This window comes from Georgenia sp. AZ-5, assembly GCF_043952095.1.
Taxonomy (GTDB): domain Bacteria; phylum Actinomycetota; class Actinomycetes; order Actinomycetales; family Actinomycetaceae; genus Georgenia.
The window spans coordinates 228,153-244,688 of record NZ_JBINOU010000001.1; the positions used below are offsets into that span (position 1 = coordinate 228,153).

General features: G+C 71.3%; 15 protein-coding genes. 4 read left to right on the forward strand and 11 right to left on the reverse strand.

Features of this window, described 5'->3' with window-relative positions; all coding sequences use genetic code 11:
* Nucleotides 1-92: 92 nt before the first annotated feature.
* Nucleotides 93-701: a TetR/AcrR family transcriptional regulator gene (locus tag ACF0H8_RS01115; protein WP_395287154.1), complete on the reverse strand. Its 609-nt coding sequence runs from the start codon at nucleotides 699-701 to the stop codon at nucleotides 93-95.
* Nucleotides 702-1,049: 348 nt separating this feature from the next.
* Between ACF0H8_RS01115 and ACF0H8_RS01120 the strand changes: the two genes are divergently transcribed.
* Together ACF0H8_RS01120 and ACF0H8_RS01125 are read left to right on the forward strand one after the other, a co-directional pair.
* Entirely contained in the window at nucleotides 1,050-2,561 is a 1,512-nt protein-coding gene (locus ACF0H8_RS01120) for an APC family permease (RefSeq protein WP_395287155.1), read from the forward strand.
* A gap of 554 nt (nucleotides 2,562-3,115) precedes the next feature.
* Nucleotides 3,116-4,105 carry a hypothetical protein gene (locus ACF0H8_RS01125; protein WP_395287156.1) on the forward strand — a complete coding sequence of 330 codons (990 nt, stop codon included), beginning with the start codon at nucleotides 3,116-3,118 and terminating at the stop codon, nucleotides 4,103-4,105.
* A gap of 70 nt (nucleotides 4,106-4,175) precedes the next feature.
* Here the strand turns inward: ACF0H8_RS01125 and ACF0H8_RS01130 are convergent, their stop codons facing one another.
* From ACF0H8_RS01130 to ACF0H8_RS01145, 4 genes are all read right to left on the reverse strand, one after another.
* The gene (locus ACF0H8_RS01130; protein ID WP_395287157.1) at nucleotides 4,176-4,940 is read right to left on the reverse strand and encodes a VOC family protein; all 765 of its coding nucleotides are present in this window, start codon (nucleotides 4,938-4,940) and stop codon (nucleotides 4,176-4,178) included.
* Between the two features lie 40 nt (nucleotides 4,941-4,980).
* Nucleotides 4,981-6,378, reverse strand: coding sequence for an acyl-CoA dehydrogenase family protein (locus tag ACF0H8_RS01135; RefSeq protein ID WP_395287158.1), 1,398 nt, complete (start codon nucleotides 6,376-6,378; stop codon nucleotides 4,981-4,983).
* A gap of 118 nt (nucleotides 6,379-6,496) precedes the next feature.
* Nucleotides 6,497-7,321 (reverse strand): VOC family protein, encoded by an 825-nt coding sequence (locus ACF0H8_RS01140; protein ID WP_395287159.1) that lies wholly within the window; start codon nucleotides 7,319-7,321, stop codon nucleotides 6,497-6,499.
* 26 nt (nucleotides 7,322-7,347) lie between these two features.
* Nucleotides 7,348-8,469, reverse strand: a complete 1,122-nt coding sequence (locus tag ACF0H8_RS01145) for a PucR family transcriptional regulator (protein ID WP_395287160.1) — start codon at nucleotides 8,467-8,469, stop codon at nucleotides 7,348-7,350.
* 83 nt (nucleotides 8,470-8,552) lie between these two features.
* Between ACF0H8_RS01145 and ACF0H8_RS01150 the strand changes: the two genes are divergently transcribed.
* Nucleotides 8,553-9,450, forward strand: a protein-coding gene (locus ACF0H8_RS01150; protein ID WP_395287161.1) for an IS5 family transposase whose coding sequence is annotated in 2 segments (ribosomal slippage) — nucleotides 8,553-8,912 and nucleotides 8,914-9,450 — 897 coding nt in all. Because the reading frame shifts where the segments join, the coding sequence is not laid out codon by codon here.
* Between the two features lie 157 nt (nucleotides 9,451-9,607).
* Here ACF0H8_RS01150 and ACF0H8_RS01155 read toward each other — a convergent pair.
* Entirely contained in the window at nucleotides 9,608-11,353 is a 1,746-nt protein-coding gene (locus tag ACF0H8_RS01155) for an MDR family MFS transporter (RefSeq protein WP_395287162.1), read from the reverse strand.
* A gap of 167 nt (nucleotides 11,354-11,520) precedes the next feature.
* Between ACF0H8_RS01155 and ACF0H8_RS01160 the strand changes: the two genes are divergently transcribed.
* On the forward strand, nucleotides 11,521-12,348 hold the full coding sequence (locus tag ACF0H8_RS01160; RefSeq protein WP_395287163.1) for a deoxyribonuclease IV: 828 nt from the start codon (nucleotides 11,521-11,523) through the stop codon (nucleotides 12,346-12,348).
* A gap of 81 nt (nucleotides 12,349-12,429) precedes the next feature.
* Here ACF0H8_RS01160 and rraA read toward each other — a convergent pair whose 3' ends face one another.
* Genes rraA through ACF0H8_RS01185 form a run of 5 tightly spaced genes read right to left on the reverse strand, consistent with a single transcriptional unit; the run spans nucleotide 12,430 to nucleotide 16,476 of the window.
* A complete protein-coding gene (rraA, locus tag ACF0H8_RS01165; protein WP_395287164.1) occupies nucleotides 12,430-12,903 on the reverse strand; it encodes a ribonuclease E activity regulator RraA in 474 nt (157 codons plus the stop codon).
* Nucleotides 12,900-13,301, reverse strand: a complete 402-nt coding sequence (locus tag ACF0H8_RS01170) for a universal stress protein (RefSeq protein WP_395287165.1) — start codon at nucleotides 13,299-13,301, stop codon at nucleotides 12,900-12,902. Before ACF0H8_RS01170 ends, rraA begins: the two co-directional genes overlap by 4 nt.
* Nucleotides 13,298-14,950, reverse strand: a complete 1,653-nt coding sequence (locus ACF0H8_RS01175) for a tripartite tricarboxylate transporter permease (protein WP_395287166.1) — start codon at nucleotides 14,948-14,950, stop codon at nucleotides 13,298-13,300. The genes ACF0H8_RS01170 and ACF0H8_RS01175 overlap by 4 nt, the downstream gene beginning before the upstream one ends.
* Nucleotides 14,951-15,460 (reverse strand): tripartite tricarboxylate transporter TctB family protein, encoded by a 510-nt coding sequence (locus ACF0H8_RS01180; protein ID WP_395287167.1) that lies wholly within the window; start codon nucleotides 15,458-15,460, stop codon nucleotides 14,951-14,953.
* Nucleotides 15,457-16,476, reverse strand: coding sequence for a Bug family tripartite tricarboxylate transporter substrate binding protein (locus ACF0H8_RS01185; protein ID WP_395287168.1), 1,020 nt, complete (start codon nucleotides 16,474-16,476; stop codon nucleotides 15,457-15,459). The genes ACF0H8_RS01180 and ACF0H8_RS01185 overlap by 4 nt, the downstream gene beginning before the upstream one ends.
* Between the last annotated feature and the right edge of the window lie 60 nt (nucleotides 16,477-16,536).

Consider the following 16,536-nt stretch of genomic DNA (forward strand, 5'->3'; position numbering starts at 1 on the left):
GTACAGAGCTGGACAGGGTCGGACGCGATGCTGCGGTTGGTCGGGGGCGCACCACGGGTGGCGCCGGCGGCTGGGGTGGGGTGTGTGCTGCCTCAGGTGGTGCCGCGGTCGGCGAGGATCATTCCCTGGAGCAGCCGGTGGACGAGGGGCTCGACGTCGGCGGCGCGGAAGCGGTGGTCCAGGACCGCCGCCTGGAGGCAGAGACCGTCGAACAGGAGGCCCAGCGTCCGGGCGGTGAGGGAATCGGTGTACTCGCCGACGATGTCGACGAAGTCGTCGGACCACTGCCGGCTCTCCGCCCTGAGGGAGGGGCGGTGGATGGCGGACAGGTAGAGGTCGTGCTCCATCACGAGCCGCTCGTGCCGATTCAGCGTGAGCTCCTCGACGAGGTGGGCGATGCCGCCGGGCAGTCCGAACCGGGTCACCGCGTCGGCCAGGATGAGGCGCGTGGTCTCCCGGCTGCGCTCGCGGGCGAGGCGGACGGTGGCCTCGAGGAGCTCGTCCTTGTCCGCGAAGTGGTAGGTCGTGGACCCGAGCGGCACGTCGGCGGCCGCCGCCACCGCGCGAAACGTGAGACCGGCGACCCCGTGCTCCTCGATGACCGCGAGCGCGGACTCGACGATCCGGAGCCGTCGCGCGGGGTCGTACCGGCGAACCCGGGAGCTGGTGGCCGTCCCCACGCGGGCAGTCGAGACCAACATCGGACCTCCCTTGGTCGACGGTGACGGGGCGTCCCGGCGGGGAGCCCGCCGGATTTCCCGAACACTAGGACCGGTTGGATGACGGCCCCAATGTGACGCATGACCAATTCGTGGGGGTGTTCCTATGCGCCCGTCACAACGACAAGCGCCAGCGTTGCCGTCTTACTAGGGGGCTAGCGAGTTCTGGTCGCCTCGGCGCCTCAGGACTTGCCACGCAGGACGAGTGCTCGTTCAGATGGCAGCAGGTCGCCACCGGTCGTCGACCTGGCCCCGACAAGCCCTCCCTCCTCACGCGCGCGCCGTCACGAGGACGTGCCGGCTCGCCAGACCGCACCCATCGGAGGCCCGATGTCCACCAACGTCACCGACCGCACGCCGCACGGCGGACCGTCCAGCCGGCTGTCCGGCACCCTCGGTCCGCTGTCCATCGTCTTCATGGTGGTGGCGGCCGCCGCACCACTGACCATCTTCGTGTCCACCCCGGTCAACATGCTGAACAGCAACGGGGCCGGCATCGCCTTCGACTACATCGTCGGGCCGCTCGTGCTCCTCGTCTTCGGTGCGGGGTTCGCCGCGATGTCGGTGCACGTGCAGAAGGCGGGGGCCTTCTACTCCTACATCACGGCCGCGCTCGGCCGGCCGGTCGGGGTCGGATCCGGCTTCCTGGCGATGCTGGGCTACCTGCTCTTCCAGAGCTTCGTCTACATGCTCCTGGGGCTCACCGTCGAAGGGACGCTCCAGTCGTTCTTCGGCACGGCGCTGCTGCCCTGGTGGGCCTGGACCGTGATCTCGCTCGTCCTGGTAGCCCTCCTTGGCTACGTGAACATCGATCTCAGTGCCAAGGTGCTCTCCGTGGCCCTTGTCCTCGAGGTCCTCGTCATCATCGTCCTCGACGTGGCCATCCTGGCCCGCGGCGGCGGCCCTGAGGGCATCCAGATCACCCCGTATTTCGAGGGCGGCACCCTCACGAACGGCTCCCTGGCCCTCGGCGTGCTCTTCGGCATCAGCGTCGGCATGGGGTTCGAGGCCACCGCGATCTTCCGCGACGAGGCACGCGATCCGAGCAGGACGATCCCGCGGGCCATCTTCATGACGCTCATCGGCGCGGCTCTGTTCTACGGCGTGGCCGTCTGGGCCTGGATGCAGGCGTACGGGTCGCAGGGTGTCATGGACGCCGTCGCGGCCGACCCCGCCAACGTCGTCTTTGCCACCGCGGCCGAATGGGTGGGACCGATCTTCATGCACGTGGTGACCGTCCTGGCCATCACCTCGATGTTCGCCTGCGTGCTCTCGTACCACAACATCGTCACGCGCTACCTGCACTCGCTGGGCCATTCCGTCCTGCCGCTGCGGCTCACCTGGGTCCACCGTCGTCACAAGTCCCCGTACGTCGCCTCGGTCGTGACCTCGGCCATCGGGGCCGCCCTCCTGCTCGCGGTCCTGCTCAGCGGACTCGACCCGTTCATGGTCTTCGGCTGGGAGATCGCCGTCGGGACCCTCTGCCCGCTCATCCTCTTCACCCTCACGAGCGTCGCGATCCTCCGGTTCTTCCGCCGGAACAGGGAGCTGCCCGTGTCCCGCTGGGCCTCGACCTTCTCGCCTCTGCTCTCCTTCGTCCTGCTCGGATCCATCGCCACGGTGGCCCTGATGAACTTCTCGGTGCTGTCCGCCGCGGACCCGGCGGTGAACGTCGCACTGCAGCTCCTGCCGGTGGTGGTCTTCCTCGTCGGTGTCGGCGTCGCGCTGCTGGCGCGTCGCTTCAGGGCCCACCGCTACGAGACCCTGCTCGAGCACGGCCGCGCCCGGACGCTGCCGGAGGCCGACGACCCCACGTCGGAGCCGGTCGAGGCCAATCTCTGACGCGCCGGCCGCGCTCGCGGGTGTGCCGGTCCCGCGAGCGCGCTCGGATCGCCGAGCGAACGCGCTTCTCGCAGCGGTGGAAGGAGGAGGCATGGCGGGCGGGACGACCCTCGACGGCGCGGAGCTCGCCCGCCTGCGGGACGTCGTCGGGCACATGCCCGACGTGCTCCCACTTGCGGAACGAGCCTGCCGGACGCGTTCGCTGCGCTCACTGGTCACCGCGCTTGAGGCGGCGGGACGGGCCGGGGAACCTGCGCGCGGCGGACCGCTGGGCGCCATGTTCGTCATCGCGGCACGGCGGTTCGACGGCGCGGCCCCCGCCGTCCGTCGCGCGTGGACGGCACTGTCGGTGTTTCCGGGCCGGTTCACGCTCGAGCAGGGAACCGCCGTGCTCGCCGCCGTCGGGGTTCTCGACCCGGAGGGCTGCCTGGAGGAGCTCGTCGCCGACGGCGTCCTCGACGGCCAGGACGTTGCGGGAACCCGGCACCTCAGGTTGCCCGCCCTCTACCGCACCCCCCGCCACCGCCCACCTTCACGCGGACCCGGACGTCGGCGTGCTCGCCCGGACCGCGTTGTGCTCCTGGTGGTTCAACCACGCCTGCGCCTTCGGCCGGAGCTGGTTCGGGCCTGCACAGGCGGAGCTGCTGGCGGAGACCAGCCGCTGGGTCGATCAGCTCGAGCATCTCCTCGCCAGTGACGCGAACCCCCGCCAGCTCGCCTCGGTCCTCACCCGGCTGTGGCCGCTGTGGAGCGCGCTCGGCCGGATGGAGTGGGCCGCGCAGCACCTCGACGCGCTGCTTGAGCGCGACGACCACGACCCCGATGAGCGCTTCCAGGCCTGCTGGGCCCTCGCATGGCTGGCCCTGGCGCTCAACGACGTCGCCCGGGCCGACGCCGCCATCGCCACCGCCAGCGCCTCCCCGCCGGCCACGGTCGCCGCGGGCGCCGCCCTCGACCAGATCTGCGGTATCCGGTCGCTCTACGCCGGCAATCCTCAGGCTGCGGGCGCCCTTCTCCGGCGTGCGCTCGACCACCACGTCGACGCGGGCCCGGACAGCGACGTCTTCCTGGACCTGTCGTTCCTGGCTGCCGCCGCATCATGCGAGGGCGATCTGCCGACGGCCTACGACCTCTGCGAGCGGGCCGTGGCGCTTTGCGAGCGCCACGGCGAGCGATGGCTGCGGAACTACGTGCTGTGGGCCCTCGCGCTCGCCGCCTGGCGCGACGGCGACCGCAACCGTGCATACGTGCTCGCCCTGGACGGGGTGGACATCGCCGCATCCGGCGGCGACCAGCACGCCGGCGCGATCTGTCTTGAGATCGTCGCCTGGTACGAGGCCCACGGCGGTGACGCCACGACCGCCGCGGAGCTGCTCGGCGTGGCCGACGGCATCCGCGTCGCGACCCGCATCCCGACTCTGTACCTCGGCGCTGAGGAGTTCCAAGGACACGCCCGGGAAGAAGCAGGTGTGGGTCGCCCGCCGGAGGTCTCCGGCTACCCCTTCCTCGGCGCCACGAGGCTCCCCGCGGTCTGGGACGTCTGAGGGCACGAGGGACGAAGAGCTCCGGTCTCCTGGGAGACCGGAGCCCTTCTGCTTGCCGTGGGGGAACGCGTCAAAGCGCCGGCACAGTCAGCTGAAGCACCTTGAAGTCGGCCCCGGACGGGTCTACCACGACGCCCCACCGGCCGAAGCTCAGCACGTTGTCCTGGGTGTTGACCCGCCCACCGGCACGTGTCGCCGCGGCAGTGGCCTGGGCCTGGTCCGCCACGTTGAACCAGGGCAACCAGTGCGGCGGCAGCATCTCGCGCAACGCCGGCTCCACCTCGTTGGTGCCACGCAGGGCGGTGCCGTCGGCGTCCCGGAAGAAGTGAATCGGGGGGTCGACCGGCTCCGACGCCTGCCCCGGGAACAGAGACCGCTGGAACTCCAGCTGCTTCTCGACGTCGTGGTTCGTCGGGTCCGTGAGTGACAGCCGCCCCAGCTCGGGGGACGGCGGCACCGCCACCCCGGGAGGGAGCACGGCCAGGCCGAACAGCGCGCCGAAGGGGTCGACGAGCTCGACGGCGTTGCCGGGCACCGCCAGCTGCTTGCCCCTCTGGATGACGCGCGCGCCTGCGGTGACCGCACGGTCGGTCGCGGCGTCGAGGTCCTCGGCTCCGAGATAGGTTCGCCAGCCCGCCCGTGATGGGTCGAGCTGCGGGTCGACGCGCAGGCCCGCCACGACGGTGCCCGAGCGCAGGAACACGCCGGCGGTCTCGCTCACCCTCCTCAGCTCCCAGCCGAGGACCGCCGCGTAGAACTCCGCGAGCCCGTCGGCGGAGCGCGCCTCGAGCTCCTGCCAGACGCTGGCCCCCGCCGGGTAGTCAGTGTGGTTCATATCTGTCCTTTCTGGTGGCCCCGAACCGAGTCACCCGTGCTCATGCGCCGGCCGTGCCCGCCGCGAGGGCCGGCTCGGGAACGGACTCGGTCTCGGCGGCGCGCTGGGCGGCCTCGTGCAGGACCTGGCCGGCAAGGTGGTACCCCGCCGTCGGGGCCGCGAAGAACTGGAACTGGTCGGTACGGCTCTGGGTGGTCCAGATGTCCCGGAAGTAGCGCTGCAGCGCCTGCCCGTCCGCCGAGAACCCGCTTCCGGCGGTCCGGATGAGGGTCTGCACGGCCTCCCACACGAGCTCCTCGACGACGAAGTGCGCGTTGTTGAGCCGCATGGCCCTCGCCTCGTCGAACGCCTCACCCTCGGTCGCCGACCGGCGGGCGTACTCCTCGTACAGCCGGCCGCTGTGCAGGAGCGACCCCTGCGCGGCGTCGACCTGTGCCATGGCCATGCCCAGGACCCGCCGCCAGTCGTCGGCTTCGGCGCGGAGGTTGCCGGTCGGGTCGAACGGGGCACGGGTGGTGCGGATGATGCGCTCGTACTCGTCCAGCGCCGCGTACCCGAGGCCGACGGCGACCGCCGCCACCTCACCCTCGGCGAAGCCCATGAACACGCCCGAGTACGTCGGGTTGCCGTGCACGGCGTACCCGACACTCGGGCCGTCGGCGTGGGCGGTCCAGGTCTCGCGGCTGATGCGGTGATACGGGACGAAGACGTTCTCCATGGTGATGCTGTTGGAGCCGCTCCCGCGCATCCCGATGACGCGGCCCCAGTCGTCCAGCACCGTGAAGTCCTCGCGGTCGATGACGGCCCAGGCGCGGTACCCGTCCTCGCCGTCGGCCCCGGGGACCATGATGGTGGGGAAGAAGTGGGTCGAGTACGGCGCACCGGAGCAGTAGCGCCACGTCCCGGAGACGAGGTAACCACCCTCCGTCGGCACCACCGTCGCGGCCCGCGGGTTGCCGCTGGCCGGGGCGATCATGTAGCCGTGCTTGCCGAAGACCTCGTCCTGCGTCGCCTCGGGCCAGTAGGAGGACAGCGTCAAGGTGTGCGCCGCCGACAGCGAGAGGCACCAGGCCGTTGACGGGCATCCGCGCGCCACCTCGGAGATGAGGGCGAAGAACGCGGGAACGCCCAGCTCGAGGCCGCCGAAGCGCCGCGGCAGGAGCACCTTGTAGAAGCCGTTCTCGAGGAAGTACTCGTGGGTGTCCTGGGCGTACTGCCCGTCGGACTCGGTCTGCGCCTGCCGCGCCCGGAGCAGCTCCCGGATGTCCCTTGCCCGGTCGAGCAGTCGCTGAAGCTCGCTGCGGATCCGAGCGTCGGGCTCGGTGACGATCGCCTGGCTGTACGGGCCGCTGAGGCCGGGGTCCCGGGCGGGAGGAGTGATGGGCGCTCCCGGACCGGAAGCCGCGCGTGTCTGGACGGGCGTCCTGGCACGAGTCATGAGGTGACCCCCTTCGGTGGAGTGACAGGTCACCAGTCTTCGAGGGGGATCTTGGGCAAGCCATAGGGTCGCGGCCAATTCGCGGCGTACTTGATGTGCGCCGCGCACAACGGTGGGATCAATTGCGGGGACGCGCAGCGGGCGTGGGGTAGAGGTCGACGAAGTGGTCCATCGTCGAGACGGCGCCGTCCGTCCCCAGCACCTCGACGCTGCTGAGCACCTGCGGGTCGGCAAGCGTGCTGAAACCGAACCGGTTGCCCCAGGGGTCCGTGAGGACGGCGTAGGTGTTGAAGGGCGACGCGGAGGCGGGGATGAGGACACGGGAGCCGGATTCCACGGCCCGGGACAGGCTCGTCGAGACGTCCTCGACCTCGAAGTAGATCAGCCAGTACGGCCGGGAGGCGAAGCCTGCGACGCCGTGCAGCTTGAAGATGCCGGTGGCGATTCGACGGTCGCCGTGGAGGAACCGCATCTCGAAGGGGTCGTCGCGCATGACCAGGTAGTCGAGATCGAGCAGCCGGCCCCAGAACTTGGTGGCGTCGTCGACGCTCAGCGCGGAGTAGTCGCAGTTGGCGTGCCCGTAGATGGAGGGCTCGTCCGTGGACACGCCGCTCCGCGACCGCAGCCGCACGACCGCGCCGGTTCGGTTCACGACGTAGTGCCGCTCCTCCGCGCCGTCCCGCAGGTCATGATGCGTGCCTCCGAGGTCGTGCACCCGCTCCACCGCCCGCTCGACCGAGTCCACGACGAAGACGGGAACCCACCCAGTCAGCTCCGGCAGCCGTGGAGGGACCGTTGATGCTCCGAGGTCACGGAGGGCGGGTCCCGGCTCGCTCCCGGTCGGCAGCTCGAGGAGCCATTCGTAGTACGCGGCGGCCTCGGCCGGTGCCGAGGTCACCAGCTCGGCTTGGTGCAGCTGGCCATGCGCCGGACTCTCGCTCACGGGCCCAGTATGTTCCATCAGCATGGTCAGTTCCGGGCCGGCTCCGGACCGGCGGTGTCCTCCCCGAGCGCGGCGACCGCCAGCGACAGGTTCGTGATGCTCCAGCTGGACTCGATCCCGACGCCCAGCAGCTCCTCGATCTGGCGCAGTCGGTAGCGCAGCGTGTTGCGGTGGACGAAGAGCCGGTCGGCGGCCTCGCCGGCGACCCGGTCGGCGTCCAGATAGACGCGCAGGGTTTCGAGGAGGGATCCACCGTGCCGGCGGTCGTAGTCGAGGAGCGGACGGAGAAACTGCCGGGCCAGGTCGCCGAGCGGGAGTGCTTCGTTCGTGATGACGAGCAGCTGCGAGAGATCGATGCGCCGCGGGTACTGAACCCCGGTGCCTTGGCGCAACGCGGCTCGGGCCTCGTGGTAGCCCGCACGCAAACCGTTCGCTCCCGTGTGAGGAAGGCTGACGCCCACCCTGGCGTCGGCCCCGAGATCTGCGACGTGCTGAAGGAGCGTCCCCGCGATGCGTCCGACCATGGGATCGTCCGGGACCACCATGACGATGTCCTCACCGCGCACGACCCGGACGAACGGATCGGGGCGGTTGCTCATGAGAGCGTGGATTGCCCACGGGATCTTCAGGAGTCGCGCCGAGCTCGTCCGGCTCCGGCCGAGCAGGACCCGGTGGAGCCGGTTGGAGTCGAGGCCGATGCCCGCCATGCGCTCCTTGGCCTCACGCCCGGACAGGCGATTCTCGATGATGTCGTCGAGGACGTCCGCGGCGAGCTCGCGGCGAACCTCCTGCCCGGCGCGAAGCCGGCCGATCTCCAGCGCGGCGATCTCTGCCGCGACCTCGACGAGGTACCTCTTGGCGCCGGGCTCGCGGGCGGCGAGCAGCGACACCGCCTCGTGATGGAGTTCCACGGTGAGGACGATGATGCCAGCCTCCCCAGGTGCCTCGCGCGCGGCGAGCACCTGCTCGTAATCCCACAGCGCCCGGTCGGGAGCGGTGGCTAGCACGCTGCCGTCGAGGTCGAAGAGGCCGACCTCTGCCTCGATTGCCCGGTGCAGGACCGCCATGAGCCGCTGCAGTCCCCCCTCTTGGGCCGCGCGCAGCAGACGTGGCACGTCGTCCGCGGCGTACGGCTGAGGGGAACTCATGGTACGCATGATGCCCGAGGCGATGGGCCCGCCCTAGGGCGTGTCTCCCAATAGTCGAGCCGTTGGGCTGAAACGCTGCGGGGGTGTCGCGTACTGCCGTGCTGACGGATGCCCAGTGGGAGTTGATCGAGCCGTTGATGCCGTCCTCGGAGGGCCGTCGGGGACGGCGGTTCCGGGACCACCGGGCGGTGGTGGAGGGCATCGTCTACCGCTACCGCACCGGGATCGCCTGGCGGGACCTGCCCGAGTGCTTCGGGCCGTGGCAGACGGTGTGGAAGCGGCACCGCCGCTTCAGCGGCGATGGGACGTGGGACAAGATCCTCACCGCCCTGCTCGCGCAGGCGGACGCGGCCGGCCTGGTCAACTGGGAGGTGTCGGTGGACTCCACGATCAACCGTGCCCACCAGCACGCCACGAACCTCCCGAGGGACACAGGGGGACCTGTCGAATTACATGAAACTGGACGAGGAGCCGCCTGACCACGCCATCGGCCGCTCCCGCGGCGGACTGAGCACGAAGATCCACCACGTCTGCGACGGCAACATGCGCCCGCTGGTGATGGTGCTCGGGCCAGGGCAGGGCGGGGACTCGCCAATGTTCGAGCACCTGATGAACTCTGTGAGAGTGCCCCGGCTGGGTCCTGGGCGGGCCCGGACCACGCCGGTGCGGGCGCTGGCCGACAAGGCCTACTCCTCCAGGGCGAACCGGGCGCTGCTGCGCCGGCGCGGCATCCAGGCCGTCATCCCCGAACGCTCCGACCAGGTCGCCAACCGCAAACGCCGCGGGTCCAAGGGCGGCCGGCCCGTCACCTACGACGAAGAGGCCTACAAGCGGCGCAACGTCGTCGAACGCTCCTTCAACGTCTTCAAGCAGTGGCGCGCCCTGGCCACCCGCTACGACAAGCTCGCCCTGACCTACCGCGGCGGCGTTCTCCTGCGAGCGATCACCATCTGGCTCAACGCATTAAGAGACACGCCCTAACCGTCCTCGGGTGAGGGGTACGCGCATGCGCCGGTGGCGAGCTGTGAGGACGCTCCAGCCGACACCGAGGCGGACGGCCTCGACACCCCGCGACCGACTGTGCCTCTTCCGAGTTTGGCACGGCGAGCGAGACTAGGCGGTCCGCTGGGTGACCGGGTCAGGCGTGAGCGGACGTCGCCCGGCAGTCGGCCTCCCCGGTCGAGGTGTCGGCGCCCCCGCCGGCGACACCGCCGTCGCCGGCCGCCTCGCCGCCGTTCCTGGGGCCCGCGGACGCCTCGGGGTCGACCACCAGCGTCTCGGCCGGCGCGGCGGTCACGGCCTCGCCGCGGGCGACCATCCCGGCGACGTCGGACAGCGCGATCTCCCGGATGAAGAACGCGAGGACGAACCCGAGCGCGAGCAGCGGCACGAGATACCAGAACGCCGGGGCCAGCGCGTCGGCGTAGGCCTCGACGATGCCCGTGCGCAGCGGCTCCGGCAGCGTCTGGACGACCTGCGGCGTCAGCGACGACGGCGCGGCCTCCCCGCCCGCGGCGGTCGCGGGCGTGCCGGCGAACACCCCGTCGAGCTCCTCGACGAGCCGGGAGGTGAAGATCGAGCTGAACAGCGCCGTGCCCACGGCCGCGCCGATCTCCCGGAAGAAGTTGTTCGCGCTCGTGGCGGTGCCGAGCTCGTGGGGCTCGACGGCGTTCTGCACCGCCAGGACGATCGTCTGCATCACCAGGCCCAGGCCCGCGCCGAGCACGAAGACCATCGCCGAGTACTGCAGCATCGAGATGTCCGCGGTGATGGTGGTCATCCATACCAGCGTCGCGGTGGCGATGCCCAGGCCGACGATCGAGTAGGCCTTGTACCGGCCCGTCTTGGTGATCGCGATGCCGGAGGCGATGGACGTGGCCATGAGGCCACCCATCATCGGCAGCATCAGCAGGCCGGACTCCGTCACGCCCGAGCCCGTCGCCATCTGCAGGAACGTCGGCAGGAAGCCCAGGGCGGCGAACATGCCCATGCCGATGACCAGGCCGATGAGCGTGGACACCGTGAAGACGGAGTTGCGGAACAGGCGCATGGGCAGCACCGGGTCGGACGCGCGCAGCTCGACGATCACGAACAGCACCCAGGCCACGACCGTCCCCGCGAGCAGCGCGAGCAGGCGGGAGTCGCCGAGGTCGTACTCGCCGACCATGCTCTCCCAGGTCGCGACGAGGATGAGCGCCGAGGTCGCGACCGCCATGAGAACCGCACCGAGGACGTCGACGCGCTTGTCGGAGCGGCGGCTCGGCAGCCTCAGCGTGAACCAGGCGATGGCCAGGGCGAGCAGCCCGATCGGGATGTTGATCCAGAACGACCAGCGCCAGTCGTGGGAGTCGGTGAACCAGCCGCCGAGCAGCGGGCCGGCGACGGCGGCCACACCGAACAGCGCGCCCATCGGGCCCATGTACTTCCCGCGCTCCCGGGCCGGGACGATGTCCGCGACGATCGCCTGGGAGAGGATCATCAGCCCGCCGCCGCCCAGGCCCTGGATGCCGCGCCAGGCCACGAGCTCCTCGAAGGTGCCGGCGAAGCCGGCCCCCGCGGAGGCGAGCGTGAACAGCCCGATGGCGACGAGGAACGGGTAGCGCCGGCCCCACACGTCGCCCGCCTTGCCGTACAGCGGCATGACGACGGCGACCGCCAGGATGTAGATGGTGATCAGCCAGCCCTGGTGCTCCACGCCGTTGAGCTCGCCGACGATCGTGGGCATGGCGGTGCTGATGATCGACTGGTCCAGCGAGGACAGGAACATGCTCGCCATGAGGGCGGCGATGATCAGCCAGACGGTGCGCCTGTCGAGGACGATCGGGGCACGGTCTGCCGAGACCTCAGGCTTCGTCTCGGCCGGGGCCTCGGGCGGGGTGGACACAGGGGGCTCCTTGTGGGAGAGGTGGGGTTGCGCGATGGGCGACGACACGGTATCCGATGAAGGCGTCCGGTATTTGGCGTTCTTCTGAACGGGCCATGGTGGAGCGAGCCCGGCCATCGCCGGTAGAGCCGGTGGTGACGTCAGCGCCCATGCCTAGGCTGGGGCCCATGACTGCCGCGACCCCAGAACCCACCACGGCGACGACCCTGCGGATCGGTGCCCACGTCCGGCACGACGACCCCGTCGCCGCCGCCCTCGAGCGCGGGGCCGAGCTGAGCCAGTTCTTCATCGGGGACCCGCAGGGCTGGAAGAAGCCCGTGGTCGCGTACGACGGCGGCGCCCCCGCCCTGCGGGCCGCCGCGGAGGAGGCCGGGATCGCGCTCTACGTCCACGCACCGTACGTCCTCAACGTCGCGACGACGAACAACCGGATCCGCATCCCGAGCCGCAAGCTGCTCCAGCAGCAGGTGGACGCGGCCGCCGAGGTGGGCGCGAAGGGCCTGGTCGTCCACGGCGGCCACGTCGGCTCCGACGCCGAGCTGGAGGAGGGCTTCGACAACTGGCGCAAGGCGATCGACCGGACCGAGATCAAGGTGCCGCTGCTCATCGAGAACACCGCCGGCGGCAACCACGCCATGGCCCGCTGGCTGGAGCGGATCGCCCGGGTCTGGGACGCGATCTCGGGCGCCGAGGGCTTCGAGCAGGTCGGGTTCTGCCTCGACACCTGCCACGCCCACGCCGGCGGCAACGACCTCACGACGGTGGTGGAGAAGGTCCGCGCGATCACCGGGCGCATCGACCTCGTGCACCTCAACGACAGCCGGGACCCCTTCGACTCCGGCGCCGACCGCCACACCAACCTCGGCGAGGGCAGCATCGACGCCGACCAGCTGGCCGGCGTCGTGCGCGGCGCCGGCGCCCCGGTCGTCGTCGAGACTCCCGGTGAAGCCGAGGCCCACCAGGCCGACTTCGCCTGGCTGCGCGCGCGCCTCTGACCGCCGCCGGCCGAGCGCCCCACGGAGCCAAGTCAGCTCCGAAGGACGCTCAGGCGCGGTGAGCGACGAGCTGACCTGACCTCACCCGGGCAGGACCACCACGCCGTCGTCGTCGCTGACGAGCCGAGCGCCGGGCGTGAAGGAAGCCCCACCGAAGGCGACGGCGACGTCCCGCTCACCGGCGCCGGTCTTGGTGCTCTTGCGGGGGTTCGAACCGAGGGCCTTGATCCCCAGCTCCAGCGTGCGCAGAACCGCGACGTCGCGCACCGCGCCGTTGATCACCACGCCCGCCCAGCCGTTGCTCACCGCGCCGGCACCGATCATGTCGCCCATGAGCGCCGTGCGCAGGGAACCGCCGCCGTCGACGACGAGCACGCGGCCGTGGCCCGGTTCGGCGAGCACGGCCTTGACCAGGCCGTTGTCCTCGTGGCACCGGACGGTGACGACGGCGCCCGCGAAAGCCCGGCGCGCCCCGTACTGGCGCAGCTGCGTGTCGCAGGACTGCAGGGCCTCGCCGTGCTCGTCGTAGAGGTCTGCGGTGCTGGGGGCCCTCATGACGGCTCCCCGTGCTTGACGGCGAGGACGGGGCACTCGGCCTCGAGGAGGATGCGCTGTGAGTTGCTGCCCAGCAGGAGCTTCCCGACGGGGCTGCGGTGGCGCAGGCCGATGACGATGAGATCGGCGCGGTGCTCCCGCGCGGCCCCGAGCACCTCGTCCGCGGCGGAGCGCCCGCGCACGGGCTGGAGCAGCAGGTGGTCGATCCCTGCCTCGCCGAGCTGCTCGTCCGCGGAGGCAAGGTCCTCCGGGGAGGCGATCCGCGGGTCGGCCGCCGCCTCGCCGCGCGAGGAGTTGACGACGATCAGCAGCGCCTCCTCCTTGCGCGCGAGGGCGGTGGCATGCCGCAGCGCGGCCTGCCCCTCCGGTGTCGGGATGTAGCCGACGACGATCTTCATCTCTGCTGCTCCGTGGGGGTGGTCGCGGTGGAGGACCTGACGACCGCGTCGGGCCCGGTCAGGTCGGGGTCGGGGCGGGCGCCGGCCGGGCGGCCGAGCGGGTCCTCGTCTGCGAGAGCCGCCGCGTCTCCGGCGGCAGCGCCCGGCGCCCCGACGCTCGCGGGCGACCGGCCGCGGCGCACGCCCTGGGCCAGCAGCGGCCACACGAGGATGACGGCGATGATCGCGTAGATGACAACGGCGAGCGGCTCGTTCCACAGCCCGGAGACGTCGCCGGAGCTGAGCTGCAGCGCGCGGCGCATCTGCGCCTCGGCGAGGGGGCCGATGATGACGCCGATGATCAGCGGGAGCACCGGCAGCCCGTAGCGCCGCATGAGCAGCCCGAGCAGGCCCATGACGAGCAGCAGCGCCAGGTCGAACGCCTGCAGGTTGACCGAGTAGGCGCCGAGGGTGGCGAAGAAGAGGATCCCGGCGTACAGGTACGGCCGCGGGATCTGCAGCAGCTTCGCCCACGCCGGGGCCAGCGGCAGGTTGATGACGAGCAGCAGGGCGTTGCCGATGAACAGCGACGCGATCAGGCCCCACACGAGCTCGGGCTCGCGCTCGAGCAGCAACGGGCCGGGCTGGATGCCGAACTGGATGAAGGCGGCGAGCATGACGGCGGCCGTGGCGTTCGTCGGCAGGCCGAGGGAGAGCATGGGGACCAGGGTTCCGGCGGCGGAGGCGTTGTTCGCCGCCTCCGGCCCCGCGACGCCCTCGATGGCGCCGTGGCCGAACTCCTCGGGCTTCTTGGACAGCCGCTTCTCGGTGACGTAGGAGAGGAACGTCGGGATCTCGGCGCCGCCGGCGGGCAGCGCCCCGAAGGGAAACCCGTACGCGGTGCCGCGCAGCCACGGCTTCCAGGAGCGGCCCCAGTCCTCGCGGCTCATCCAGGGCCTGCCCACCGGGATGACGGCCGCGGTGCTGCGGCGCAGGTGCGCGGCGACCCAGAGCGCCTCGCCGACCGCGAAGATCGCCACGGCGATGACGACGATGTCGATGCCATCGGCCAGCTGGGCCTCTCCGAAGGTGAGCCGGCGCTGCCCGGTGACCGGGTCGAGGCCGATGAGCCCGATGGCCAGGCCCAGTGCCAGGGCCGCGAAGCCGCGGATCCGGGAGGTGCCCAGGACCGCGGTGACGGCGACGAGGGCGAGCAGCATGATCGCGAGGTAGCTGGGGGCGCCCAGCTCGATGGCGAACCGGACGACCACGGGTGCGAAAAATGCGAGCATGGCCGTGCCGATCGTCCCGGCGACGAACGAGCCGATCGCGGCGGTCGCCAGGGCCTGAGCGGCGCGCCCCGCCTTGGCCATCTTGTGGCCCTCGATCGCCGTGACCACCGTGGAGGACTCACCGGGGGTGTTGAGCAGGATCGAGGTGGTCGAGCCGCCGTACATGCCGCCGTAGTAGATGCCGGCGAACATGATGAACGCGCTCGTGGGCTCCAGGGCGAACGTGACCGGCAGCAGCAGGGCCACGGTCATCGCCGGCCCGAGGCCCGGCAGCACACCCACGGCGGTGCCCAGCAGCACGCCGATCGTGGCGTACAGGAGATTGGCCGGGGTGGCGGCGGTGACGAACCCGTCGGCCAGCGCGGAGAGCACGTCCATCTAGAGCACCCCCTCGAGGATCCCGGCGGGCAGATACACGCCCAGGCCGAGGTAGAAGCCGTAGAAGCTGGCCAGGGCCAGGGCGAGGGAGATCAGGGCGTCGCGCACGTAGTGCCGGCTGCCCAGGGCCACCACGGAGCCGAAGAAGAGCAGCGCCCCGGAGATGACCCAGCCCAGGGTGTCGACCAGGACGATGTTGGCCGCGAACACCGCGACGAGCGGCACGACCGTGCGCCAGTCCGTGGGATGGCTGAGGTCGACGTCCTCGCCGCCCTCGGCCTCCCCGCGCCCGCCGCGCAGGACGTCGATGGCGAGCCCGACCGCACACGCGAACAGCAGCGCCGCGACGACGTACGGCATCACCTTCGGCCCGACGGGGTCGGACTGGGAGTAGGGGGCGTGCAGGCCCACCGCGTCCAGCAGGACGGCGGCACCGACCGCCCCGAGCAGGGCGGCGAGGCCCAGCTCGGAGCGGCCGCCCACGCGCCGCGTCGTCGTCGCGGTGCTCATGCCAGCCCGAGCTCCGTGAGCACGTCGGCGACGCGCTGGTCCTGCTCGGTCAGGAACGCGCCGAACTCGTCGCCTGTGAGGAACGCGTCGGTCCAGCCGTTGGTCTCCAGCGCCTCCTGCCACTCCTCAGAGCCGTGCATGTCCTCCAGCGCGGCGATCCAGGCGTCACGGTCGGCGTCGTCGATCTCGGGCGGGGCGACGATGCCCCGCCAGTTGGTGAACACCAGGTCGATGCCGGCCTCGGTCAGCGTGGGGGCGTCGACGTCTTCCAGCGGCTCCTCGCTCGAGACGGCCAGGACGCGGATCTCCCCGGTCTCGATCTGGTCCTTGAACTCGCCCGCGCCGGAGGTCGCGAAGTCGAGCTTGCTCCCGAGGATGGCCGGCAGGAGGTCACCGCCGCCGTCGTAGGAGACGAAGTTGACCTGGGTGGGGTCGACGCCGACGGCCTGGGCGAACTGCATGGGCAGCAGGTGGTCCGGGCCGCCCGGGGACGAGCCGCCGCCGACGCTCAGCCCGGCGGGGTCCGCCTTCCAGGCCGTGACGAGGTCGTCGATGGTCTGGAACGGGGAGTCGGCCGGCACCATGATGGCGCCCGGCTCCTCGATGAGCTTGGCCAGCGGGGTGGTCTCGGTCAGGGTCGCATCGGACTCGTTGGTGTAGCTCGCGCCCACCACGCCCAGGCCCATGAGCATGGCCAGGTCACCGTTGCCGGCCTCCGAGACCGTCCGGGCCAGGCCGACGGTGCCGCCGGCGCCCTCGAGGTTGAAGACCTCCAGGCCGGAGGAGATGCCGGCAGTCTCCATGACCTGGGCGGCGGTGCGGGCCGTCTGGTCGTAGCCGCCGCCCGGGGAGTTCGGCACCATGATCCGCTTGTCGGTCAGCGTCTCGGAGGCGGTGGCGGAGGCGGTGCCGGCATCGGCGCGGTCCTCCTGGGAGCCGGTGACGCCGCAGGCGGTCAGGGCCAGGGCGGCGCCGGCGAGGAGGGCGGGGAGCTGGAGCACGCTGCGTCGTCGCATCGTCGGACCTCTTCTCTGAGGGGTGCTGGGAACCCGGCCATCCTGACCCTGCCCCGGGGG